Raw genomic sequence first — 24147 nt, 5'->3', positions numbered from 1 at the left:
AGGGCTTTTATGAGTCAGGAGGAATTCCGGTTGTTGAGGGACCTGATCTACAAAAGGAGCGGTATCTACTTCGCCGATGGCAAGAAGTATTTCCTCGAGATGCACCTCCGACACAGGCTAAAGGAACTAAAGCTGAGGAACTTCGAGGATTACTACAGGTATCTGTTAAGCCGCCCATCGGAAGATAAAGAGTGGATGAAGCTGTTCGATGAGATCACAACTCCTGAGACATTCTTCTTCAGAGATCCTCAGCATTTTGATGTTCTCAGGGATAATGTCATACCTGAGATAACGTCCAGAAAGAAATATGGAGTCAAGCGGCTAACCCTCTGGAGTGCCGGATGCGCTACGGGAGAGGAAGCATACACATTGGCTATGGTCCTGCTTGAGGAATCCCAGACCGCTCTGAAGGGATGGAGTTTTAAGGTGATCGGCTCCGATATAAGTATGACAGCCCTCCAAAAGGCCAAGGAGGGCGCTTACTCAGACTACTCCGTTCGGCATGTGCCTGACCTTTACATGAAGAAGTATTTCATAGAGGTCAAGGGGGTTTATTATGTTTCAAACGATGTTCGTCGCTGTGTCGATTTCCTGAGAGTTAATCTGTCAAATGACGAGGAGATGCGTCGGATGCGGTATTTCGACGTCATATTCTGCAGAAACGTCCTCATATATTTCGATAGAAGATCGAAGGGGGAAGTGCTGGGACGTTTATATGAGAGCCTTAACCCCGGCGGATATCTTTTCCTCGGATCGACCGAGACGCTCTTCGGGATCGATAGCCTATTTAAGCCGATGAGGTTTCCCGGATGCACCGCTTATAAAAAGGAGGATTAGAACTATGTATCACGGCGGAAACAAGGTCAGAGTTCTTGTGGTGGATGACTCACCCTTTATGAGGGCGGCGATCAAAAGGATGTTGGAGTCCGATCCTGAGATAGAGGTGATCGACACGGCAGGAGATGGCCTGGAAGCGATCGAAAAGGTGAAAAGGTTGAAACCCGATCTCGTTACCCTCGATATACAGATGCCCCGGATGGATGGATTGACCGCCTTGAGGCGGATCATGAGTGAACACCCGCTTCCCATCATCATGCTCAGTTCAATGACGGAGGATGGTGCTAGGGTCACCCTGGAAGCTATGGAGATGGGAGCGGTGGATTATCTACCGAAAAACATACGCCAATCCTCTCTCGATATCATCAAGGTCAGGAAGGAGCTGTTGGAGAAAGTTAAGCTAATAGCTAAAACGTGGCGTAGAAAGGGACATGAGCCGAAACGAACGGCAAGTCTCAAATCGAGGAGATCCCCTTCAATCCGGCCCCACCATCGGGTTGATGTCCTGGTTATAGGGGTTTCAACGGGAGGCCCAAAGGCGCTTCAACACATCCTACCCAAACTGCCCGGAGATTTCCCCGTCGGAATACTGATCGTCCAGCATATGCCTCCACAGTTCACCAAGTTGCTGGCCGAAAGGCTCAATCAGATGAGCAGAATCGAGGTCGTTGAAGGGAGAAATGGAGAGGAAGTCCGCGCCGGCAAGGCGATCATCGCTCCAGGCGGAAGACATATGAAGGTCATCAACCCCTTTGATGACGAGCGCCCCAGAATCAGGGTGATCGAAAGCGTTAAGGGGACGGTATATACCCCTTCGGTCGATCTGCTCATGGAGTCAGCGGCTCAAGTTTATGGAGATAAGGTGCTGGCGCTGATCTTGACCGGCATGGGAAACGACGGACTTAAAGGGATGAAAGCGGTCAAGGAGAAAGGCGGAGTAACCCTCGCACAAGATGAAAGCTCCAGCGTCATCTTCGGCATGCCTAAAGCCTGTATCGAGGCGGGTGTGGTCGACGAGATCCTCACCCTTAACGAAATACCATATAGGCTGATAGAGATCGTCGAAAACGGGAGGTAAACGATGAAAGAGAAGCTTATCCGATCGATTATAGAAGGCACGAAACAGGTGTTCCGGATGATGCTCTCCGTCGATCCCATTCCAGGGGAACCCAAGGAGAGCAGGGAGACCGGCATGAAGGTCTCAGGGATAACCGGGATCATCGGATTCGCCGGGGAAAGGGGCTCCTGCATATTGTATATCAGGTGTCCCGACGATGTGGCTGAGATCTTAGCCTCCAAGATGCTCGGGGCGGAGTTCAACGGGATGGGCGAGGAGATCAGGGACGCTCTAGGTGAGATCGCCAATATGATATCCGGAAGCGTTAACTCCTTCCTTTCGGATATGGGACTTGAGTTCAATCTGTCGATACCCACCATAATATCGGGAAGGGATTATGAGATAGATATGGGAAGCGGGGATCTATGTAGCCTATGGGTTCCTTTCAAATTCAACGGCGGTGAATTCGATGTTATACTTGCCATCAGCCCCGATATACTCTCCTAGCCTCTGGGATATCGCTCCTTCTTCATCGGAAGCGCAATAGCTTGACATCCCGAAATGGACGAAATATAATTAATCGAAAAGCATGGGGGTGGGGAATGTTTACCACGGATGATATAGGTATATCCAGGTTTAAGGAGATCTTCCGCGAGATAGTTCGCATGAAGGAGAGCTGTGGTATCCAAGCGGTTCAGTATAACCCCGATGACCTGCTTGAGAGGGCCAAGACCTATGGGACGAGGTTCAAAAACGGCAGCTACGGGTGGAGCTCCAACATATGGCATCGGTCGGCACAAAACACGGTCGTGATCGAGAGCGAGGATGAGCTACGGGAGGAACATAAATTTCTCATGCTCCGCGTTCTAGAACATATACTGGCCAGACCCATCATAGCCGTTGACGCCACGCTTGGCCCTCCCGGCACGGTGGCGGCGATGCGATGTCGCCTTTACTGTGATCCCCAGTTTCCGGACATAGCCTATAGGTGGAAAAACCTTAACTTCCCCGCCGATCCGAGTGAGGAACCTGAGGTAGAGCTCTTTCATATACCTCATTATCTGAACAACCCGAGCATCCCAGGCACGGATAGGATGTTGATGGTTATGCGTTTCCCCAACCACAACTACACGATAGTGACCGTCAGCTCATATCAAGGGGAAACGAAAAAGGCTTTTCTTTCACACTGGATCCTTCACGCCTACAAAAAGGGAGGCACAGGCGAGCATGCTTCGCTCAAGGAGTTCACGGTCAAACGGATAGATGGGACCAACAGGCGGATGGTGATGTGCGTTTGGGGGTTGACTGGAAGCGGGAAATCAACACATGGCCTTTACGTGGTGGACGAGAGGATTGCCCAGAGGTTTCAGACGCTTTTCGGTGTTAATCCGCTGGATTTCATCTCCGACCAGGTGATCAAGAACGACGATATCGTGGCCGTATTCAGGGATAGGGTCTACTGCTCGGAAAAAGGGGCATGGACGAAAACTGAAGATGTGGATGAGAATCAGGTCGTTATATACAAGGCGGCCACTTCCCCCAAAGCATTGCACGAGAATACCGAATGGGATGATAAGGGGAACGTGAGCTTTGAGGGGAAGATACTTCAGTTTAAGGGTATACCGAACCAAAATGCCAGATCCGTTCTGATGTTAGAGGATACGGGATATTACGACGGTGTTCCCTACTCCAGCGGTCCGCTTAACATGGCCGTGTTCATAAGTCCGGGTTATGTGACGGATTACGCGTGGCTGAAGATAAACGATCCTGCCTTTGCCGCTAAGGTCCTGGCCGACGGTAGAACGGTGGGCCATCCCGCTCAAAGTCTGGAAGGCGTAGGCGAGGAGAAATTCGTCAGCCGATATTGCCTGCCCTTCACCATGGGTGTGGGTAGCGCCAAACATGTTAACAGGTTCTATGAGTTTATGAAGGAACGAGAGGGAACGGATAATCCCGTCGAAGTCTATCAACTGAACACGACCGGCAGGGTCGGAGCTGTCTATAGATGGGTCCAGACCGAGATCAACGGCGAAAAGCTGGAGGTACCGAGGGCGATCTTCTCCATGCAGAGGGGTAAAATGCGACCGGTAGGAGGAACAGGACCCTCAATAGAGGAGACCGAGCTGTTCCTGTTCCAGGCCGCCAGAGGAGCCGTCAAATACGAACCTCATCCCATCTGGGGGGATAAGGTACTGGTGCCGGTGGAGGTGCCGGGGCTCTCTAAGGAGAGGCTCGCCGAGCTGAACCCGTTTACCTACAGATCCATAGATGAGATGAAAAAAGCCCTTCGGGCTCAGATAGAGATGAGCAAATATCATCTCTCCGTCCAGTGTCCCGGTCTATCCTCCGAGATACTTTCAGCGATGGACTTCTGAGGCTCGACCACCTCCGGATTTCCCATGCCTGGGTTCGTCCTGACCGTGCCGTCCCTCATCCGATATCGGCGATTGAAGGCGATGGAATCCTCACGTCCCACGTATACGGCAACCTCGGCGGGCCTCAACCGGCCCAGAGCCGCCGTCACCCCTCCGGCGATCAGCCTGGGGAATAGAGCGTACCAATCCGGATCAACTGGCGAAAACCCGGAGTCCTCAAGGCTCGGCCCTGTATGGGTATGAGTTGCCGCTATCATCACCGAGTCCTCGGGAATCCCACATCGTTCGGAGATGAACTTCCGGGCGGCTTTAATGGCATTCTTAGTCACCCCTATCAGATCGCATATGATCAGGGCCGCCTGACGTTCGCCGTCGTCCAAGACCAGCGTTTTGGCGTGGAGATCATCGAGTATGCCGTCGGAGATCCGCTTTCTGAAATATCCTCTGAGCGCCGTTCCGACGGGCAGGGTGATGACCACCTGCGAAGCGCCTGCCTTAAACATCGGTTCACCCCCTCTCAAGGAATTCCCATAGCACGCTCCCATCGGCATCCGCCGGCACCGGAATGCCCCAGGCCACGGCAAGGGTGGGAGCAACGCTGGTGATGAGCGTCGGTCGCTCGCGGCGATACCCCTTCCTCACGCCCGGACCTTGAAGGATGAAGTAGGAATCGTCCGAATGAGTCCCCGAATTGAGCCGCGGCCAGTCCCACGTCCCCGTCTCCTCCTCTGAGTGCGTCTTCCAGAACTCCTCTTTGGAGATCCTGGCCAGCGGATGAGGCTTGGAGGGGATCATGAAGATATCACCCACCCGGTCGCCGCCAACTCCCAATCGCCCGGCCTCTTCCATCGGAAGCACCACCCTGTAAAGATGTCGTCCCGAGCTATCCTTCGCCTCGAGCAGCGCCTCGATGATCTCATCCCTCAGGGAGAGATATTCATCCCCCGGCTCGACGATCCCCTGGGGATCGCGTCCTTTCACGTTGAGGTATACATAATGCTCGACGCCGAACGCCTTGGTTTTGGTCCAGTCGATTCCACCCTTCTCCTTGTAGACCAGCCAGCCGTTTTCCCGCAGGACCCTGTTGGGATTGCTGTGGACGCCGATACCGGGCAGCATGGTATCGCCGCCGTGGTCGGACACGAGCGCCACAAGCGTATCCGGGCCGGCCGCCTGGATCACCTTATCTACGATCTCATCGCCCCAGCTCATGAGCCTGTCCCACAGCGCCCACCCCTCCTCCGCTCGGTCCTCCCTATACATCGGGTGGCGGGGATCGATCATATACATGGCGAGATGGTTCGTCCAGTCAGGCCCATGCCATTTGAGCATGAAGAGATCCCAATCGTAATTGCTGAGGATATATTCAGCGGCATTGCGCCACCATCGGGCGAGATACTCCTGCTCATCGAAATATGTGGCGATGTCCGACGCTCCCCCTAGGACGACCTGTTGGCGTGAGCACTGGATGATGAAAGGTCCGCACCGTTCCACGAGTTCGGGCGCCAGAGCGGCGGGGTGGACGAAATCGTCTATCGGGTAGATCTCGCTGAGATACAGGTGAACTTCGCTGGCATCAGGCGATAATTTCAGCAATTTGCCTCTCAGCCCTGCGACGACGGGCGTGCCATCCGCTATAAAGGTATGTTTCACCCATTGAGTCCACCGACCCGTCTGGAGGGAAAGTATAGGTTCAGCGGATGAACGTGAGGGATAAAGGGACACGCTCTCATAGCCTCTCTCCCCCTTCAGGATCAGAGCGTATAGCGGATCAACTTTCCTGTATCGGCTCATCGGTCCCGGCTCAATCTTGACCTCAAACTCGAGGGCATCCTCCGGCGCGTACCTCCAACCTTCAGCGGGACGCGGTTGAATCTGCGTTACATGGGGACCGGGCCTCTTCGGGTGCGTCATATAAGCTCGAACCTCCTGCAGAGCGCGTATGGCGTTATCGGGGCGGCCGTCCTCCCCGACGTGAATGATGCCATCCTCGAATTTCAGGGGATATGACTGCGGCCAATCGAACACGATGGAGCGTTTGCCTGCCTTGTGAGCCGTTGTCCAAAGCTGTTCAGCTTTGCAGACCGACGAGGGAAATCCGCTGCTTCTTTGATTTAGCGGCGTGCCCGGGAAATGAACTGACATGTTGCAGCCTGAGACCCACGGCGATGCACCGGTAGCCAGACACGCCCAGTTCGTCCCCGTCTCCATAGGGAAGCAAGGCCACGTCTGAGTGACGCAACCTTCACGCATCAACCGTCCCACGGTTGGCATAACGCCTCGTTTCACAAACTGCTCGAGGGTCTTCAGTGAAACCGAGTCGAAACCGATTACGACGAGCTTCTTCGCCTTTGACATCCCTCAATACCTCCTTGCTCAATCCTATCTCTCAATCGATCTAAATCTAACGGATTTCCCATCACATGTCAAATAAAATCTTCCTCTCCCTCCGTCATTCGTTGTATAATTCAAGGCGATCACATGTGAAATTTAACCTCATGGATGGACGGGGGTGGTTTCCTCGGAGCTGAGCGACCGGGGAGGAAGGGTAAAAGGGGAGATGACGAATGAGAATAACGGTTCACAATCCAACGGAAAACGGTTTGCTGCTGTGCGGGATTCCCTTTGCCATGGGCGAGGTGGAATCCGGCGGCGGCTTCATGCTGATGGATCAACGGGGGAAACCCTTACCGCTGTGGTGGGAGGAGCGGGCTCGCTGGCCCGACGGCAGCGTCAAATGGATCTTCATCCATGCCCGGCTGGACGGGGAGAGCTCTGAGCTGAAACTTATACCCGATAAGATACGTTCCGATTCCATCGAGCTAAAGGATGATAGCTCGATAGAGCTGGGGAACGCGCGCCTCATCTGTTCCGATGCCCTCTGGACGTTCGAGGTGGGGGATGAGAGGGTGGAGATTCATCCGGGATTGGTTCGGACCGATCCTGAGCTGGAGTGTCATGGGGAATACGATTTGGAACTGGTGGAATCCAGTCCGATAGCGCCGCTTCTGCGCCTGCGTCAGCGGCGAAGGGAGGGTTTGCGCTTCGATCATCTGCTACGGGTGGATCCGGTCAATGCCCTTCTGCACTGGCAACAACGTATCAGCTTTCTGACGGAGGGACGATGTCGGTTGCGTGAGCTGGGCGCCACTCTGCGGTTCAGCACGGGGGGCTGGGCATGGCCGGGTCTGGATGGCGTGCACGGGAAACTGACGGTTCTGCGTCCCGGCTTCTATATCCTCGACGATGCCCCTGAAGTGGCCGGACATCCGCGGGCGGCGCTTAGGGGCCAAAATGCCTTCGTGATCCTGGAGAAAGGCTGGCAGCGAGCCCCGTTTTCGATCTCCGTCGAAGGGGAAAAGGTGCATCTGAGCTTCTTTCCCGCGGAGGCGGAGCCGCTCGCGGTGCAGGGCGGGACGAGCTTCCGCCACTCGGTGCGCATCGCACTGAGGTCACAGGATGTTCGGCCTATCTCCTGGTCTTTGGACCCCGAACGGGCCTGTGCCACGCAGGTCTTCGGACCGCTGATGGCCTCCTCTGAACGGACCCGGAAGCTCTTCCCCGGATATGAACGGGCCATCACCGCCTGTTTGGAGGGCGGTCGGCTCTCCTCCCTCGAGAGGGAGAAGGGCGGCGAGCGAGGTGCACCGGTCGCTTTGGACGACGAGGAGCATCAGGATGCGGATTACTTCGGCCTACAGCACTACGGCGACTGGCCTATGGCTTTGGGGGCATATGGAAGCAAGTATCGGATGTACGCGGATAACGAATACGATACCCCCTATGCTTATTTTTTACAGTTCATCCGTACCGGCAATCCGCTTTACGGCGAGGTGGGTTACCACTCAGCCGTACACATGGCCGATGTGGACTGCAAGGCCACGAATGGGGATATGCGCTTCCACGGTTACTACGACCAAGCTGAGGATCACGCCGGCCATCGTCCCTCCGGCGGCGAACTCGGACATTACTGGACCGATGGCCTCCTCCTGAATTACCTGCTCTACGGGGATGTGTGGAGCTGGGAGGCGGCTCGCTCCCTCGCCGATTTCCTCGTGGGCATATTCGCCGGAGAAGGCGACGATGCCGTCCGTAGACACTTTTTGGGGTGTGAACGGGCTGTAGGCTGGCCTCTGGTGGCGCTGGCCGGCGTAGCTGAGGTCACGGGTGATCCGAAACTGCTGGACAAGATGCGGCAGATGGTGGCGTTCTTAGCGCGCTTCACCTCTGACCCGGATCGCGAGCTGGAGGAGATCTCCCATATCGGCGGAAATCCCATACGATGGTGGCGCATCTGCCAGGAGGATGGCAGCAAGCCCTTCATGTTAGGGGTGGTGTTGGAGGGGCTGGAGCGTTACCATCGTCTCACGGGCGACCCGGCGGCTGAGGAGGCGATCGTGAATATCAGCCGTTTCCTGGTCGAGGTTATGTGGGTTAAGAACATCGAGGCCTTCATCTACGAGTGGAACGCTTTCAATCGGAAACACCGCGAGGACGTATACCCGCACTATATCAACATGATGGTGGCGCCCGGTCTGGCCTACGCCTACGAGTTGACGGGTGAGAAGGTGTTCAAAGAGGTGGCCACCCGTGCCTTTCACGCGGCTTTGTGGACGCTGTTCGAGCCGGGGGGCGGTAAGGAGATCGGCATGATCGGCCGTACCAGCTCGCTGATGGTGGGAAGGCTCTATACGTGGAGGGAACGGGAGGAGGCGGATCGAGCTGCCCGCATGCGGCCCTCGAATGGGGTACCCTTTCTCTTCGAGGGATCGCCTGAGGAGATGGCCGATCGAGCTGAGCTGATCCATCGAGAGGGGACTCCCAGATATAAGGACGGCGCTTTGCTTTCCGCCGAGGATAGGGTTGGAGCCCGGCGAGATGTTGCTGGAGTCCGTTAAGGAGGCTATCCGCAAGCACGACATCCAAAACGGCGTGGTGGTTTCGGGAATTGGGACATTGAAATCCTGTCATCTGCATCACATAGAGCACACCGATTTCCCGCCCCAGAACAGATTCTTCACGATCGAAAAGCCGTTGGAGCTGGTCTCCGTCAGCGGGGTGATCGCTGACGGAGAACCGCATCTTCATGTCGTCATCTCATACAGGGATGAGGAGGTCTATTCCGGTCATCTGGAGGAGGGAAGCGAGGTGCTCTATTTAGCGGAACTTGTCATCTTGAAGTTCAACGAGCTGAGGATGACCCGCTATCCCGACGTTGAGAGGAGGATCAGGCTGCTCGGCCCAAAGAAATCATAAAGCAAGGCCCTTTTTGTTCCATGAGATACGCCAGCTATCGCTGACGTAAGGAGAGACAGCGCGACGTTCAGATTGTGAGAGAGGATAATCCTCATCTTTTTATCAAGCCCCACAGGCTTAGCCTCAGCGTGAGATCGGGGACGGGATAGGCATATTTGGGATCGAAAGCGTCCGGAAAGTAATTTGTCCCCTCAAGCTCTATCCTCTCAGCGATCTCACCCTCATCCGTCATTAGGTATATATCCACCTCGCTTCCGTTCCCGTCCCTGTTCGACGAGAAGAGGATGAATTTCCCGTCGGGCGTCCATCTCGGATCGTTATCGTATCTGCCGGGAGGTTTCAATGCCAACTTTGATAGGTTCTTATACCTGCCGTTTCTCAGATCTAGGACGTGTATGTCGGATATCGCCGACGTCTCGCTCGCCCCATATGCTATCCTCACCCCATCCCGGCAACAGGAGAGGCTGTAAAGCTGCGAGAGGATATGAGGTATGGACACCCTCTCCATCTCCTGGAAATCCCGGACGGGTTGATCCCGATTCACATCCAGAAAGTAAAAGCTCCTCGAATCCCGATGACCCAGGATCAATCTCCTCCCATCCGGATGCCAGTCGAAAGATCCCGTCACCACCTTTGAGAGGATCTTAACCCTACGGGTGATCAGATCTATGAGCCGTAAATCCCACTTCCCGTTCTCACCGCTTGAGAGGAACGCTATCTTTCTGCCATCCGGGGACCACGTCGGATACCTATCTCCCCCTGGATGGTGGGTCAGCCTTTCGACCTTACGGGTCTTGATATCCATGATGTAGATCTCCTCATCACCGTCCCTTTCGGAGACGAAGGCGATCCTCCTCCCATCTGGAGACCATCTGGGATAGGAGTCGGGAGCGGGGTTTTGGGTCAGGTTGATAGGCTTACCGTCGAGACTCTCAAGCAGAAATATGTCGCTGGTCTGCGTCGTGAGCTTCGTCGTGAAGACGAGTTTGATGTCCCTCGGAGGCTTTATCTTCGCCATCGATGGGGTGAGGCAGAGGAAGGTAAGGATAGAAAGCACAATTGCTCTACAGATTATTTCCCTCGCCGTATTCACCGCTATCTCCCCCCTGAGTTCCTAATCATCGGATTTAAAGCATTCCCCAAGCCCTTAGAAGCCATCCTCCCTCCGTCAGGCGACACTGATGCTGCCATCTCCCGTGGCGAAAGTGATCTTGTAATCCGCATCTTCCGCCTTCCGAGCTTACTTGGGTTTCCAGAATTTCTCCTTCCACCTGTTTAAATTATACACCGGTAGACCGTATCAGTCAAAATAGTAGATCAGCGGCTGAAAGTATCTCCTCTCACTAGTCCGTATCACGCTTCATATCTGATTTCCACGTCTCTATCTCAAACTGGTGGCAAATCAGATCGGGACAAATGTATTGTGCCAATAGATCGTTACCACCCATCTGATAGAACTTCACCTGCACCTCCAACGCCACCTCATCCAACACCATAACAGGGAATGAACCTATAGTGTCAGGGAAATCATACCCCTCCTTCCTCAGAAACTCCATGGGAGATAAACCATCCATCCCCCTTCCGAAATGAGCTCTCTCATTATTGTAGAAATTCTGCCAACTCTGAGCAAATGAGAGGAACTGATCCACATCCTCTATCTCCATCAGAAAGGGTCTATACAACTCCTCATCATCAGTTCTGAAGCTCCTTTCAACCCTACCGTTGTATTGCTTCCTACCCTTTGGATTGACCTGCCCCCCAAAAACTGGAACAAATTGAGTGGAGTATGGAAGAATATAACGCAGATAAAGGGGGACAGGAGAATGGGCAAATCGAAGTTCAGTATAGACCAGATCATAAAGATACTGGCTGAATCACAGCTACCTGACACCACCATTGCCGCCGTATGCAGGAAATATGGGGTGTCACAATCAACCTTCTTTAAGTGGAAATCTAAATACCAGGGGTTTTCACAAGACCAGGCCATGAAACTAAAAGCGCTGGAGCAAGCAGTGTTACCCCCTCTTTCAGCCAGGGTGATAAGTTCCCTCCATCCAGGCCCAGTTTCTGATCAAATGGCGCATATCCTCCTCTCTCTTTGCTCCAGTAATAGGCTCTCTTATACTCAACTTCTCCCATTATCGTTCTTATCTTCCTCCTCCTATACCCTTGAAATTCCCCTTCATATTCTCCTTTCCTCTCTTCATGATCTTCATGTGATAGCCTGTTGAGAATGCTTGTCATAAGAGCTACTCCTATCCTCTTCACGTATAGAAAGACTTCTCTCTCTATCTGTTGGAAGCTTTCTCCACGGACTCTCTCCTCAAGGGCTTGACTCTCTTGAAGGTATCGTGTTATTGTTTCTATGGTCATTTTTTCCCTCCGGAACCATTTTGGTTTCGGAGTTTATTTTGACATAATCCCATCTATCTTGTCATCCCTCTCTTGTCCTCCTGTTACCGATAAATTTCTTATGCACCCACTTTACGGCGGTCCGTTGACTCCGCTACCTCCTTTATGATATACTTGTCCCGCCTTTAAGGCGAAAAAACCTGAAGGAGGGTTGAGGTGAAGGTTCTGATCAGAAAGGATTATGAGGAGATGTCGAAGACCGCCGCTCAGATCGTAGCATCCCTGGTGAGGAGGAAGCCGAACTGCGTTTTAGGGTTGGCTACCGGCAGCACACCGGTCGGTATGTACAAGGAGTTGATCAGGATGCATAGGGAGGAACATCTGGACTTCTCCAGCGTTATCACCTTTAACCTGGATGAGTACTATGGTCTTCCGCCGACCCACCCCGAAAGCTACCGATACTTCATGAACGAAAACCTGTTCAACCACATAAATATCAAACCTGAAAACACCCACGTCCCCGACGGAACCGTCCCGATGGAGGATATCGAAGAGTACTGCCGTAACTATGAGAAGATGATCAAGGATGCGGGCGGCATAGACCTTCAGGTTTTGGGAATAGGCGGAGATGGACATATAGCTTTCAACGAACCCGGCTCATCTTTAGCATCGAGAACCAGACTTATCGCACTGGATGAGCAGACCAGGATAGACAACTCCAGGTTTTTCGACTCCCTCGATGAGGTGCCGCGGGCGGCCATCACCATGGGGGTTGGGACGATATTGGAGGCGAGGACTTGCCTGTTGCTTGCAAACGGTGAGAGAAAGGCCGAAGTGGTGGCCAAGGCGATTGAAGGTCCCATCACAAATCAGATCACCGCTTCAGCACTCCAGCTCCACCCTAACACCATAGTCGTTCTAGATGAGGGAGCAGCGAGCAAACTGGCGAGAAAGGATTACTACCTCTATGCCGAGAGGATGTGGAAGGAGCTGGGAAGCTCTATCGTTTAAAGCACAGAGCGGAGGTGCATCTTGAACCCGATCCGGAAGATCATAGAGCAGGCTAAGAGAGACCCCAAGAGGATTGCCCTACCGGAAGGCGAGGACGAAAGGGTGCTAAGGGCATCGGAGATCCTTGTCAGGGAGGGGATCGCATATCCGGTGCTTATTGGAGATGAGGAGAAGCTCGGTAAGCTCGCCCAGGAGATCGGGTGCTCCCTAGAAGGGGTTGAGATCGTCAATCCCCGCAGATTTCCCGATATGAAGGGATACATCTCCGAATATCTCAGGGTAAGGCCCGATGCCTCCGAGGCGGTGGCGAAGAGGTTGATGAGAAGGGCGCTTTACTTCGCCGCTATGATGGTGAGGGTTGGGGATTGCGATGGGATGATCGGCGGAGTCGCAAGTATAACGGCCGCCGTGATAAGGGCCGCACACCTGGTGATAGGCCTCAGGGAGGGGTTCACCATCCCGTCCAGCTTCTTCATCATGTATGTTGACGGCTGCCCATATGGTGAGGATGGCGCCTTCATCTACGCCGATGCCGGGGTAAACGTCGATCCCTCCCCCCAGGAGCTGGCTGAGATAGCGGTGGCCTCAGCCCAGAGCGCCAGAGAGCTGCTGGGATGGGAGCCAAAGGTTGCCATGCTCTCCTTCTCGACCAGGGGCAGTGCCGCTCACCCGCTCGCCGATAAGGTCATCGAGGCGCTTAAGATCGCCAGAGAGAAGGCTCCGGATCTGCTGATAGACGGTGAGTTTCAGGCTGATACGGCCATAGTCCCTGAGGTGGCGGCCAGGAAGGTGAAAGATGAAAGTCCGGTGGCGGGTAGGGCGAACGTTCTGATATTCCCCGATCTTAACGCCGGCAATATCGCCTATAAGCTCACACAGTATCTGGCCGGCGCGGAGGCATACGGTCCGCTATTTCAGGGTTTCTCAAAACCGGTGAACGACCTTTCAAGGGGAGCGAGCGTTCAGGATATAGTCGGCGTCGTCGCCGTGACTGTCGTTCAGGGGCAGAAAAGCCAGAGGGAAATCGGATAAAGGATAATCTTAACCATGGAGGATAACAATGAGAATCTGCGTGTTTGAAGATGAAAAATTTGATTGTTTCTTCCCTCTTACCCTCACGAGGGCGACGTTTGAGCTCAGATGTGGCTATATAAGCCTACTTGAGAGGATCAGAAGGAACTTCCCGGAAACGGAGGTCTGCGTTTTCCTCAGGGATTACCTCGTCCCGACGTTCAAAAAAAGGGTCAGCGTCAACGCCATAAACGATCTGAGCTACCTCGAGAAGGATGATACCCTGTTTTTAAACGGCCGATGGCTGATGAGATATGGCGAGATCTCCCTTGAGGGAGACGAGGTGGTCGGCATCAAGGGGGATGAGGTGGTCTATATCAGGGCAAAGCGGCAGACTGTAGAGGAAAACAGGGCCGATACCCTTCCACAGCTTCTGGAGAATCTGAGATCCTCCCTGCCGAAGGAGGAGATGGACACGGCGCTGCTTTCATATCCGTGGGAGCTTATCAATTACAACCCTGATGCGATGAGATGGGATTTCGAGTCGTTCGGCCGGAGCGGGATCTACGGCAAATTTGCCGAATATGCCGTCGTATACGGCGATAAGGATAAGGTCTTCGTCGCCGAGACGGCTGAGGTTCAGCCGTTCGTCGTGCTCGATACAACTGAGGGCCCGGTCTACGTGGATGAGGGCGCCAAGATCTATCCTCACACGCGCGTTGAAGGTCCGGCATACATAGGAAGAGACACGATGATAGTCGGCGCTAAGGTCAGAGAGGGCACCTCCATCGGTCCCGTCTGCAGGGTAGGAGGTGAGGTCGAGGAATCGATCTTCCACGGATACTCGAACAAATATCACGACGGATTCGTAGGACATGCCTACATAGGTGAGTGGGTGAACTTAGGGGCGCTCACCACCAACAGCGACCTCAAAAACGACTACACCCAGGTTCAGGTCTATATCAGAGGGAAATTGGTCGACTCGAACGAGATGAAGGTGGGGATGTTCGTCGGAGATCACACGAAAACAGGTCTCGGTTCCCTGTTCACCACCGGAAGCGTCGTGGGGATGATGTGTAACATCCTGCCGGCAGCCGGAGAACTGCTGCCCAAGTTCATCCCCTCGTTCACCTGGTTCTTCAGGAATAGGTTCAGCAGGGGTATGGGACTGAAACACGGCATAGAGACCGCTAGAGCTGCCATGGCCAGGCGTAAGGTGGAGCTAACAGAGGAAGATGTGGAGCTGTTCAGATTCCTCTATGAGATGACGAAAGAGGAAAGGGATAAGCTCATAAGAAAAAGCAGGAGATAACACCAGACATCGGAATGTTCACCAACCGAACCTTCTACATAATCTCGGCGACGGTGGCCGCTATCTTCATATTTCTGGCTGCTCTCTCCACCTTCTACGGCGTCAAGCTCAAGCGGATGGAGAGGATGTATCGACAGGAGATGGCCGAACGCAAGAGGCTGGCCGAGGAGCTGAGGAACGCAAGAGAGAAACTGAAGGCCAAGGAGAACGAGGTGGAGATACTCAACAAGGCCCTCGATGAGCTCAAATTGAGGTTAAAATCGGTTGAAGGAGGGGGCGTCAGATAATGCGTGTTCTGCTGGCGTTGATACTGTCCATCATCCTTATCTTCCCAGCCGCCGCGGAGGAGGGAACGAGAGGAACGGTGGATTTCCAGGTGATGGGGATATCCATGGGAGTCCGATCGTCCGGTATGGGAGAGGCATGTGTCGGTATGGCCGACGATATCTCCTCCTTATCCCTCAATCCCGCCGGTCTAAGTGGGTTGAACTCTCCACAACTGATGGCATCGCATTACGAGTGGTTCGGAGGCATACGATACGAATGGATCAGCTTCGCCCAGCCCATAGCCGATCTCTTCACCGTCGCCGCCTCCATCTCATACCTCCATGCTCCCCCCGATGTCAGAACGGTCGAGTCAAGCGCCGGAGCGTGGGGATACGCGGAGGATGGAACCTTCAGTTATTCCGATACCCTCTTTCAGGTAGGCCTCGGAACAGCTCCGATGATGAATGTAAGGCTGGGAACGACCTTCAAGCTGGCTCGCAGCGGCCTCTCCTTCGAAGGGACGTCTTCCTCTATGCCCCAATACCAAAGACAGGGCTCATCCTTTTCTTTTGGCCTTATCTACGAAACGCCGCTTCCCGATCTGAGGGTAGGAGTCTGCTATAGGGACGTGAAGTTCAGCGCGGAGGGATTCTCATCGAAAACCGCCGTCATCCCCACCGAAATCGCCTTCGGAGCTAGCTACCAGTTGAAGTTCAAAGGACGTAGAAGAGCTGTCGCCGAAGGCGGACCTCCCCCCGAAAACAGACTTATACTGGCCTGTGAGGCTGATCTGCCTTCCAGCGGAGCAAATCTGTTCAGATTGGGAGCGGAATATCAAATGGCCAATGGATTCTCACTTAGGGTGGGATATCGGACGGATCCCGATCGATCCGGTCTTTCAAGGCTCAGCGGCGGAATAGGATATAGATCCGGAAACTATAGGATAGATTACGCTTTCATCTCATACGGTGATCTGGGCGACGCACACAGGGCATCGCTCACCTTAAGCTTCTAGCCACCTTAGCCAGGAGGGAAACCATGAGCTTTAGATTCCGTGATATGCTCGGACGACGATGGAGATGTGAGCTTTGCGGGCGCGAACATGTCATCCCGACAAAATGGGTTGACCTGAAACCTGAGGCCTTGGGGAGACTTCCGGAGAGGTTAAAAGAGGAAGAATGGTCCGGGAAGGTGTTGCTCGTCGCCGATGAGACGACATACCGCGTCGCGGGCGAAAGAGCAAAGAGGAGACTCATCGGGGCGGGATTTGATGTTATGGAGATGATCTTCCCTTCATCCTCCCGGGCTACCGAGGAGCTGGGTATAGAGGTGTTCTCCGCGGGCAGAGATGTATCAGGTGTGGTGGCGGTGGGAAGTGGAACGGTCAACGATCTGGCCAAATGGGGGGCATACAAGGCGCGGAAACCCTATATCGTCATACCGACGGCGGCGAGCATGAACGGGTATACCTCCTCGATAGCCGCATTATCGGTGCATGGCGTAAAACGAACGTTGCCGGCGCGTCCGCCCTTGGGTGTTGCAACCGAACCGGATATAGTTGCCTCGGCGCCCTCCAGGATGAACTCGTCCGGATACGCGGATCTGCAGTCCAAGACGGTCGCCGACTTAGATTGGCATCTTTCAAGCCTTCTGTTCGGCGGATACTACTGCCCCCTGCCGCGGATGGGCGTATCTTCGGCTGAGAGAAAACTGGAAGGAAGATTGGAAGGTATAAAGCGAGGCGATCCCGACGCGGTTGCGTTCCTCTTGGACGCCCTGATCGAATCCGGAATCAGCATGACCGTAGCCGGAAGCTCAAGCCCGGCTTCAGGCGGGGAACATCTCATCTCCCATTGGCTCGATATGCAGGCACATCGATCCGAAAGAACTCCCGCCATGCACGGGGAACAGGTCGGGATCGGGACCATAGTGACCTCGAAGATTTACGGCATCTGGCTGGAGATGTCACCTGAGGAATGGCAGCCCAACCCCTCGGCGTTTCGGCCACCCGGGGAAAGGATCGGGGAGTTCAAGGAAAGATACGGCGGTATGGCGGAGGAGGTGCTGGAAGAGTTCAAGGGGAAATGGCTCCCTCCTGATGAGATGAAACGTGTTTTAGGCAAGATACAAAAGAAATGGGATCATATCAGAGGATTGATACTCGAAAGTTGGGTCCCACCTCATAAGATTTTGGAGAATTTGAAAACCGCAGGCGCTCCGACGAGGATTGATGAGATAGGAGTGAGCGAGGAGGAGTTCAGGGAAGCCGTCTTACACGCCAGGGAGATAAGGAACAGATGGACGATTCTGGATATGGCCTATCTCGTCGGCATCCTTCCGGATCGGATCGAGGAGGTTATGTCTCCAGTTCTCCCCTGAAGGCTATCATCGGATCGACGAACAAAACTCGTCTGGCAGCCCAGTATCCACCTGCATAACAGACGGCCAATGTTACTCCGGCAGCCAGTCCCGCCTCCTTCCAGTTTATCAGGACGAAGATCGGGAAACCGTAGACCGCCAACCTCGCCAACAGTATCCCCAACGTGAGACCCGCGCCCGTCATGAGCAACACCTGTTTCATCGTCATCGAGATGATGTATCGGTTCGTAGCTCCAATCGCTTTGAGTATCCCTATCTCACGTGTTTTTTCGAGCGTGGTAACATATGTGATCATCAACACGATCAATCCGGAGGCGATCCAGAGGACGATCCTGAGGAACTGAACCCCTTTCATCGGTTCATCAACGTAGTTACGCAAGATCGTCCTTATGATCTGATCTGTGCTTTTCACCTCAACGGCCTCGAGAACATCGGCGTTTTTATCCAGGCGGGCAGCCACCTCATCGGGCGAATATCCGGGCTTGACCTTTGCGATGTAGCTGTTGACGTAGATGGCGTTCTTTAATATCCCCATCCTCGCCTGGGAGAGATCCATGAAGATTATGGGGACATCGAAGACGAAGAAAAGGTGTCTTACCTTGCCGATAACCCTGAACTGCCTACCCCATAGCTCTACTGTCTCCCCAACCTCCAATCCGGCGCTTTCGTCCACCACGACCTCAGGCGGTGGGAGCTTGGCCTCCGGCGCATATCCCTTAGGCCCTGGCGTGAAGAGCCTTCCCGTGATGATATCTCTCTTCTTGGGACCGCCCAGCTTGTCGATCCTGCACCCCACCACAACCGCCTTGGTCTCCTTTCCGTGGATAAGGGGTTGCACCTGCGCGAAGATAAGGGGCGAGATCGAATCTTTATCCAGCCCTTCATCCCTCAAAGCCGGCTCCACATATTCGGGGTTAAGTATGGAAAACCCCACGAACACGCCGCCAGAACGCTCGCTTGAGACCCAGATATCGGCGCCCGTGTATTCGGGATATCTCCTCGCCTCCCAACGCAACCCGTTCATTATGCCGCCGATCAGAAGAATCAGCATAACAAGTGCCATGATGGTGAGGGTGGTAAGCGCTACCCTGCCCTTGTGATACGCCATGTCCTTCAGAAATATCCTTCTCATCTCATCCCACCTTTATAATCCAAGGATCGTACGCAAGGCCTTCGCTATTTCTTCGAGATATGGATTATCCAAGTGACCAAGGACTTTAATGATTCTTCGCTTATCTATCACACGGATCTGTTCACAAAGTGCTACCGAATCTCTGCTCAGACCTCCGATCCCTGCGGGAACAAAGGCGTGAGAAGGCAAAAGAGCTCGTCGGATTTTTGTTGTAAAAGGCACGATGATCGTATGAGGGCTTACAGCGTTCGCACGATCAATCTGAACAACAACGGCGGGCCGTATACCCGATTGTTCTGTACCGACTATCGGGTTTAAGTCACATAGTACCACGTCACCACGATGTATAGTCACCATTGGATTTCCCCACGCGCAAGGCGATCTTCATAGTTCTCCAGGTTAGCCAGATATTCATCAAAATCGGATTCGGCTAGCTCTAAGGCTTCAGCGAAATGTATCCATAACAGCCAGCGTGTTTTATCATGTTTCATCAGCAGAAAATCGATGAAATCGCTTACCTCTTGAACTAAGGATTCGGGTAATTGCCGAATCTTAGCGATAGTTATATCGCGCACAGCCATTTTCCCTGCCCCCTTCATCTGTTTACACCTGCTACGTGAAATCCCATGGGCGGCACCTCGGTCCCGTCGGGCAGATGATAGGGTTTATCGCCGAAGTTGACCGTGATGATAACCCCGTTTGAAAATAGCGTCTGCTGAACATCCCGATCAGGGGTCAGGAAGCGGTGGTCGGTCATCTCGGCATATCCTACAGCACGGGCCACGGGACAGACGTTTTTGTAGCTCTGGACGAAACGATCCCTGTAGCGATTCCATATCTCCCTGTTGAACATGAACATGGGCGGCGTGCCGTAGAGGATGTTAAAGAGATCTCGCTTGTCCCAGAGCGCCGGCAGTTTGTTGTTGTAGTCTCCCCAATACCACTGTGCCACAACGCAGTCATGATAGACGAGTTCCCAAAGCGGGAGTCGGTATCGATGTCCAAGCTGGAACTTGGCCACCCTTTCGGGCACCTCCTCCCAGATCTTAAGCATATTGCGTCCCGCATCCGGCACCCTATAGGGGCCGAGGCTCAGCATTCCCTCGAAATAGTGCACATAGGGCACGGCGGCATCATGTCCCGTCTCGCTTCCACATACCAATCCCATCTCCTGGGAGACGAACCTCAAAAGCTCCATCTTCCAATGTCTGCTCTCACTTCTGGTCATGGGATGATCCGGACTATAACACTCCCTCCAGGGGGATGCAGTGGTGGTGTCGATAAATCGGCATCGGTAGGGATGGGTTTTAAGCTCCTCGGGTATGCGTTTTCGGGCGTATTTAAGGGCCTGTCTGTCACAGAGCACACCACACGGATACCATCTGCCGTCCTTTCCCCTGACCCGCCATCCCTTCACCCAATCGCCGTCCGGACCGATTATGATGTCCTTCGGCCAGGCCTCCGTGGGCCAATCGGGATGTACGCCTCGGAGATGCTTGAAGTTTTCAGGATTCATCACGTCTTGATAGATATCGTATCGGCTGGTGAGGATCCCCATCTCGTTCATCTTTTCGATCACATCCGGCTTTTCCCTATGACTCCACAGGATCCGGTCGATCCCCAGCGATTTCATCTCCCGAACGATCGCAAGAGCATCTCTCTCCCAACACCATACGTTCACAGCTCCGATGAGAAGATCCACATTTGGGTTTTCCCTGCGTTTCTCCTCAAGCGTCTTGAAAAGCCCGATCTCCCTGGCATAGGAGCGATATCGCTTGCAGATGGCGACATGTCCGCCCTTATCGAAGAAGACATATCTGAGCCAGCGTTTATAGCCGAATTTCCCCTTCTGTGCGTCCCACTCCGGCGCAACGCATAGCCTGCTCTCCACCCGATCTATCCGTATGGCGGCATCATCAGGGCTTTCAATTATGGCCATATAACCTCTCCCACCGTCCGTCGTCCCCCAAAACGCCATGCAGATCCCATGTCCGCCGTATGCGATGAGCCTCATGGGCGGGATGCTCTCATCATCGACGGGATAGGAGATCCCCTCGTTCATCGGAATGACAAGGTAGGTGCCGGGATCGGTCACAAAGGGATGTGGAAACCTGAGGGGGCTCAGCAGATCCCCTTTGGCCGACAGCGAAAGGGTGAACTCCGGCAGATCGCCGTCGAGCTTGAGAGTCGCCTTCACCTCTAGGGCCGAGGGGACGTGGAACAGCTCCATCTCTATGTTATCATCCACCATCCTTGCGCTCCTGAGGATCACGTCCTGACCTTTAGGACGTTGAGTCCAGATCTCCCCGGTGCGTTTATCGAGCACGGAGAGGGCTGCATCGTCGGTGTGGAGCGTGACCGAGATGGTTTTATTGCTCAAACTCAACGTCGACGGCATCCCTTCATCCCGCATCTCCATCACGTTGCCCTCCCTTTCCATCGAGAAATCATCCAGCCATATTATAGCTGGACCGCTTCCGATCAAGCGAGGATGGATTCTAGAGACTCCCCGCGGTATAACAAATCTCGTATATAGCGGATGCCAATCGCACGTCCCCCGAACTGATTTTGGGGCGAAGACCCACTTGATGACATCACCTTTCCCATTGTATGTCACAACGCAGAGCGTTACTGATCCCTTTCCTTTGATCTTCACCCACGCCCTGAGTTTGAAAAGGTCGCCCGGACAGGCCCGGAGACGCAGGTCGGGGTCAAAGCTCCAGTCCTTTTCGCCTTTATGTTCTATCCTGGCAGATCGTTTCCCGCTATGACGGATCCTCTCATCTAGGAAAACTTGACCTGTTCCAGGCTCACGAGTCCATACTTTATTCCATCCCGAAAGGCCGGATTCAAAACCTCCATTCGGGATGAGATCCGCTGAGAAAAGGAATAGGGGAAGAACCAGAATTTGAATTGAGATCATAGTGATTCCCTAAGGGCCATGAGGAGGAACGAGGAGAAAGGAACCAGGAACGAAAGTATGCAAATTTCGAATTTCGAAATCCGAAATTCGCAATTCGAAATCAAGGTGCTTCCTCGTTCCTCGCTCCTAGTTCCTCGTTCCTTTTCATCCTGAGAAATAAGCACTTCTAACCTCTCAGATCTTTGCTACACTTAGCGATAATATGAGCGCTTGAATTTGATGGCGCCCCAGGTGGTGGTAAGTTTGCCGAGGAAGCTTGGCGCCGTTACCCGCCTCCTGTGGATCATACTTGACGATGTATTTGGGATCGAGCTTGTTGTCGTTGAAGTTGTCATACCAGAGGTTAGCGGCAAAGACCTGGGAGACGAACAACATCGCCAGAACCACCGCAGCGGCGTAAACGCCCTTCATCTGATCACCTCCAGCGTTTATCTGCCTTTAATATAGAATATCATACAGCTCACGTCAAGCTTCAACTATCATAACCTTCATCGGTTTGGGATTATTTCTCTTTAACTCGAACGCCTCGACGAACCTCTCCAGCGTGAAACGGTGGGAGATGAGAGGCTCAACCTTGATCCTTCCCGATCTGAGAAGATCCACCGATTGAGCGGCCGTGTAAAGCAGGGAGAAGCTCCCGTAGATCTTAAGCTCTCTCTTATAGATCTCATACGGCGAGATGGTGATTCTCGAGTCAGGTGGGCAGACGCCGAAGATCAATATCTTGCCCCTATCGGCTACGTAATCGAAGGCCGATTGAACGACCTTCGGATTTCCCGTAGCGTCTATCACCAGATCGAATCCCTCCGGGCGGATCTCTCTGAGCTTCTCGTTGAGGGAATTATCGGCTAAGATGGCGTGCGTTGCTCCCAAATCAGAGGCTATTTTAAGCTTATGTTTCATCACATCCACCACCGTAACGGTGCTCAGGCCGCTATGCATGTAGAGCTGCATGTTCAAAAGCCCGATGGGTCCGGCTCCGAAGATCAACCCGTGTCCGCCCGGCCTGATCGGCGCCACCTGGTTCAACCCATGGACCACGCATCCCAGCGGCTCCACCATCGCCCCCTCCTCCCAGGAGAGGTCATCTATCCGGTATAGGTTGCTTTCCTTAACGGCCACATATTCGGCAAATCCGCCATTGAGTTGAAGCCCATAGGCTTTGAAGTTATGGCAGAAGTTTTCGGCATGTGATCTGCATGCGGGGCAGCTATGGCAGTAGATGCAAGGATCCACGGCCACCCTATCGCCCACCTTGAAAGCCGTCACCTTATCGCCGACCTCGACCACCTCGCCTGAAAACTCATGGCCCGGAATAACGGGGTAGGTGGCTATAAACTCACCGAACCAGATATGTATGTCGGTTGCACAGATTCCGGACGCCTTGACCTTGATCACCGCTTCATCCGGGGCGGGGACGGGATCGGGCACATCTTTAAGCTCGATCTCGCCCGGCCTGGGAAAGATTATCGCCCTCATCCTTCACCTCCCGATGAAAAGCCTTTCGGCGTTCACGCCCGGCAGGTTGCTCTTTACGATCTTATCGGCCGCCCTTTCGATATCGTAGCTCACCCTCTTTATCGTGATCGTTTCCTCATCGTCATCATAAACCGCGAAGCTGGCCTTGGGATTGAAGTCCCTCGGCTGGCCCACCGATCCGGGATTGATCAGATACCTGCCTTCGGGATGGAGTTTGAATATGCTCTCATCGCCTGAGGGCAGGTTGACGTGAAAGTGGTCGCCGAGAAGCTCGTATACGACGGGCACATGCGTATGGCCGAAGAAGGTGATCCTGTGTTCGTCATAGCTCAGAATGTTCAATGCTCTGAAGTTATTGAGTATGTAAAGGTCCTCGTCCATCGGCGATCCGTGACAGATCTGTATGGAGGGATTGACGCCCACTGGGCCTTGAGGCAGCCTCCTCAGGTAGCTCCTGTTCGTCGGTGAGAGGTGTTCCCTCGTCCACAGCGCCGCCTTACGGGCATGCTCGGTGAAACTCCACCCCTCCTCCACCCCGGATGCAACCTTATCGTGGTTCCCCCTGACGGCGAAGAATTTAGAAAATTGAGGGATCAACCTCCGCAACCTCATCACGACCTCATCCGGATCAGCACCGTATCCGACGGCATCGCCTAGAAAAAGGCATACATCGGGCGAAAACCCCATAGCCTCTTTCAAGACGGCTTCGAAGGCCTCCATATTGGCATGGATATCGCCCATTATCAGGTATCTCAT

General features: G+C 53.7%; 24 protein-coding genes and 1 pseudogene. 13 read left to right on the top strand and 12 right to left on the bottom strand.

The annotated features are described in order from the left end of the window. The first annotated feature begins 30 nt into the window (after positions 1 to 30). From J7M22_14470 to J7M22_14455, 4 genes are all read left to right on the top strand, one after another. On the top strand, positions 31 to 837 hold the full coding sequence (locus J7M22_14470) for a protein-glutamate O-methyltransferase CheR (GenBank protein ID MCD6507809.1): 807 nt from the start codon (positions 31 to 33) through the stop codon (positions 835 to 837). A gap of 4 nt (positions 838 to 841) precedes the next feature. Then, complete coding sequence (locus J7M22_14465; GenBank protein MCD6507808.1) at positions 842 to 1915, top strand: chemotaxis response regulator protein-glutamate methylesterase; 1074 nt, start codon at positions 842 to 844, stop codon at positions 1913 to 1915. Between the two features lie 3 nt (positions 1916 to 1918). Beyond that, positions 1919 to 2401, top strand: a complete 483-nt coding sequence (locus J7M22_14460) for a chemotaxis protein CheX (GenBank protein ID MCD6507807.1) — start codon at positions 1919 to 1921, stop codon at positions 2399 to 2401. A gap of 95 nt (positions 2402 to 2496) precedes the next feature. Next, positions 2497 to 4269: a phosphoenolpyruvate carboxykinase (ATP) gene (locus tag J7M22_14455; protein ID MCD6507806.1), complete on the top strand. Its 1773-nt coding sequence runs from the start codon at positions 2497 to 2499 to the stop codon at positions 4267 to 4269. Here the strand turns inward: J7M22_14455 and J7M22_14450 are convergent. Next, positions 4209 to 4772 (bottom strand): hypothetical protein, encoded by a 564-nt coding sequence (locus tag J7M22_14450; protein ID MCD6507805.1) that lies wholly within the window; start codon positions 4770 to 4772, stop codon positions 4209 to 4211. The genes J7M22_14455 and J7M22_14450 overlap by 61 nt on opposite strands. Positions 4773 to 4776: 4 nt before the next feature. Then, positions 4777 to 6627 (bottom strand): alkaline phosphatase family protein, encoded by a 1851-nt coding sequence (locus J7M22_14445; protein MCD6507804.1) that lies wholly within the window; start codon positions 6625 to 6627, stop codon positions 4777 to 4779. A 209-nt stretch (positions 6628 to 6836) separates the two neighbouring features. Here J7M22_14445 and J7M22_14440 point away from each other — a divergent pair, with 209 nt between their 5' ends. Next, positions 6837 to 9167 carry a hypothetical protein gene (locus tag J7M22_14440; GenBank protein ID MCD6507803.1) on the top strand — a complete coding sequence of 777 codons (2331 nt, stop codon included), beginning with the start codon at positions 6837 to 6839 and terminating at the stop codon, positions 9165 to 9167. Continuing rightward, the gene (locus tag J7M22_14435) at positions 9133 to 9525 is read left to right on the top strand and encodes a DNA-binding protein (GenBank protein ID MCD6507802.1); all 393 of its coding nucleotides are present in this window, start codon (positions 9133 to 9135) and stop codon (positions 9523 to 9525) included. The genes J7M22_14440 and J7M22_14435 overlap by 35 nt, the downstream gene beginning before the upstream one ends. A 91-nt stretch (positions 9526 to 9616) precedes the next feature. Here the strand turns inward: J7M22_14435 and J7M22_14430 are convergent, their stop codons facing one another. Together J7M22_14430 and J7M22_14425 are read right to left on the bottom strand one after the other, a co-directional pair. Beyond that, positions 9617 to 10618 (bottom strand): PD40 domain-containing protein, encoded by a 1002-nt coding sequence (locus J7M22_14430; GenBank protein MCD6507801.1) that lies wholly within the window; start codon positions 10616 to 10618, stop codon positions 9617 to 9619. A 250-nt stretch (positions 10619 to 10868) separates the two neighbouring features. Then, the gene (locus tag J7M22_14425) at positions 10869 to 11207 is read right to left on the bottom strand and encodes a hypothetical protein (protein ID MCD6507800.1); all 339 of its coding nucleotides are present in this window, start codon (positions 11205 to 11207) and stop codon (positions 10869 to 10871) included. A gap of 141 nt (positions 11208 to 11348) precedes the next feature. Between J7M22_14425 and J7M22_14420 the strand changes: the two are divergent. Continuing rightward, positions 11349 to 11537, top strand: a pseudogene (locus tag J7M22_14420) (transposase). On the opposite strand, the gene J7M22_14415 reads toward J7M22_14420, so the two are convergent. Next, positions 11479 to 11898 (bottom strand): UPF0236 family protein, encoded by a 420-nt coding sequence (locus tag J7M22_14415; protein MCD6507799.1) that lies wholly within the window; start codon positions 11896 to 11898, stop codon positions 11479 to 11481. The pseudogene J7M22_14420 and the gene J7M22_14415 overlap by 59 nt on opposite strands. 195 nt (positions 11899 to 12093) lie before the next feature. On the opposite strand from J7M22_14415, the gene nagB reads away from it, so the two are divergent. The 6 genes from nagB to J7M22_14385 are packed head-to-tail and all read left to right on the top strand — an operon-like array spanning position 12094 to position 17857. After that, the gene (nagB, locus tag J7M22_14410) at positions 12094 to 12888 is read left to right on the top strand and encodes a glucosamine-6-phosphate deaminase (GenBank protein ID MCD6507798.1); all 795 of its coding nucleotides are present in this window, start codon (positions 12094 to 12096) and stop codon (positions 12886 to 12888) included. Between the two features lie 21 nt (positions 12889 to 12909). Beyond that, the gene (pta, locus tag J7M22_14405; protein MCD6507797.1) at positions 12910 to 13920 is read left to right on the top strand and encodes a phosphate acetyltransferase; all 1011 of its coding nucleotides are present in this window, start codon (positions 12910 to 12912) and stop codon (positions 13918 to 13920) included. A gap of 28 nt (positions 13921 to 13948) precedes the next feature. Continuing rightward, a complete protein-coding gene (locus tag J7M22_14400) occupies positions 13949 to 15211 on the top strand; it encodes a hypothetical protein (GenBank protein ID MCD6507796.1) in 1263 nt (420 codons plus the stop codon). 14 nt (positions 15212 to 15225) lie between these two features. Further along, positions 15226 to 15498 carry a hypothetical protein gene (locus tag J7M22_14395; GenBank protein ID MCD6507795.1) on the top strand — a complete coding sequence of 91 codons (273 nt, stop codon included), beginning with the start codon at positions 15226 to 15228 and terminating at the stop codon, positions 15496 to 15498. Then, positions 15498 to 16493 (top strand): UPF0164 family protein, encoded by a 996-nt coding sequence (locus J7M22_14390; protein MCD6507794.1) that lies wholly within the window; start codon positions 15498 to 15500, stop codon positions 16491 to 16493. Before J7M22_14395 ends, J7M22_14390 begins: the two co-directional genes overlap by 1 nt. A 23-nt stretch (positions 16494 to 16516) precedes the next feature. Beyond that, positions 16517 to 17857 (top strand): sn-glycerol-1-phosphate dehydrogenase, encoded by a 1341-nt coding sequence (locus J7M22_14385; protein ID MCD6507793.1) that lies wholly within the window; start codon positions 16517 to 16519, stop codon positions 17855 to 17857. Here J7M22_14385 and J7M22_14380 read toward each other — a convergent pair. The 7 genes from J7M22_14380 to J7M22_14350 form a co-directional block, all read right to left on the bottom strand. Beyond that, the gene (locus tag J7M22_14380; GenBank protein MCD6507792.1) at positions 17835 to 18989 is read right to left on the bottom strand and encodes an ABC transporter permease; all 1155 of its coding nucleotides are present in this window, start codon (positions 18987 to 18989) and stop codon (positions 17835 to 17837) included. The two genes, J7M22_14385 and J7M22_14380, sit on opposite strands and share 23 nt — an antisense overlap. Before the next feature lie 12 nt (positions 18990 to 19001). Next, positions 19002 to 19346 (bottom strand): type II toxin-antitoxin system PemK/MazF family toxin, encoded by a 345-nt coding sequence (locus J7M22_14375; GenBank protein ID MCD6507791.1) that lies wholly within the window; start codon positions 19344 to 19346, stop codon positions 19002 to 19004. Beyond that, on the bottom strand, positions 19340 to 19570 hold the full coding sequence (locus J7M22_14370) for a DUF2281 domain-containing protein (protein ID MCD6507790.1): 231 nt from the start codon (positions 19568 to 19570) through the stop codon (positions 19340 to 19342). Before J7M22_14370 ends, J7M22_14375 begins: the two co-directional genes overlap by 7 nt. Before the next feature lie 14 nt (positions 19571 to 19584). Next, complete coding sequence (locus J7M22_14365) at positions 19585 to 21429, bottom strand: hypothetical protein (GenBank protein MCD6507789.1); 1845 nt, start codon at positions 21427 to 21429, stop codon at positions 19585 to 19587. A 657-nt stretch (positions 21430 to 22086) separates the two neighbouring features. Then, positions 22087 to 22323, bottom strand: a complete 237-nt coding sequence (locus J7M22_14360) for a hypothetical protein (GenBank protein ID MCD6507788.1) — start codon at positions 22321 to 22323, stop codon at positions 22087 to 22089. Between the two features lie 54 nt (positions 22324 to 22377). Beyond that, positions 22378 to 23391 (bottom strand): zinc-dependent alcohol dehydrogenase family protein, encoded by a 1014-nt coding sequence (locus J7M22_14355; GenBank protein ID MCD6507787.1) that lies wholly within the window; start codon positions 23389 to 23391, stop codon positions 22378 to 22380. Between the two features lie 3 nt (positions 23392 to 23394). Continuing rightward, the gene (locus J7M22_14350; GenBank protein ID MCD6507786.1) at positions 23395 to 24147 is read right to left on the bottom strand and encodes a metallophosphoesterase family protein; all 753 of its coding nucleotides are present in this window, start codon (positions 24145 to 24147) and stop codon (positions 23395 to 23397) included.

It is taken from the genome of Candidatus Poribacteria bacterium, assembly GCA_021162805.1.
Classification (GTDB): Bacteria; Poribacteria; WGA-4E; order B28-G17; family B28-G17; genus JAGGXZ01.
Note: the sequence above shows the minus strand (reverse complement) of the source record. Positions and strands in the feature narration are given on the sequence as shown.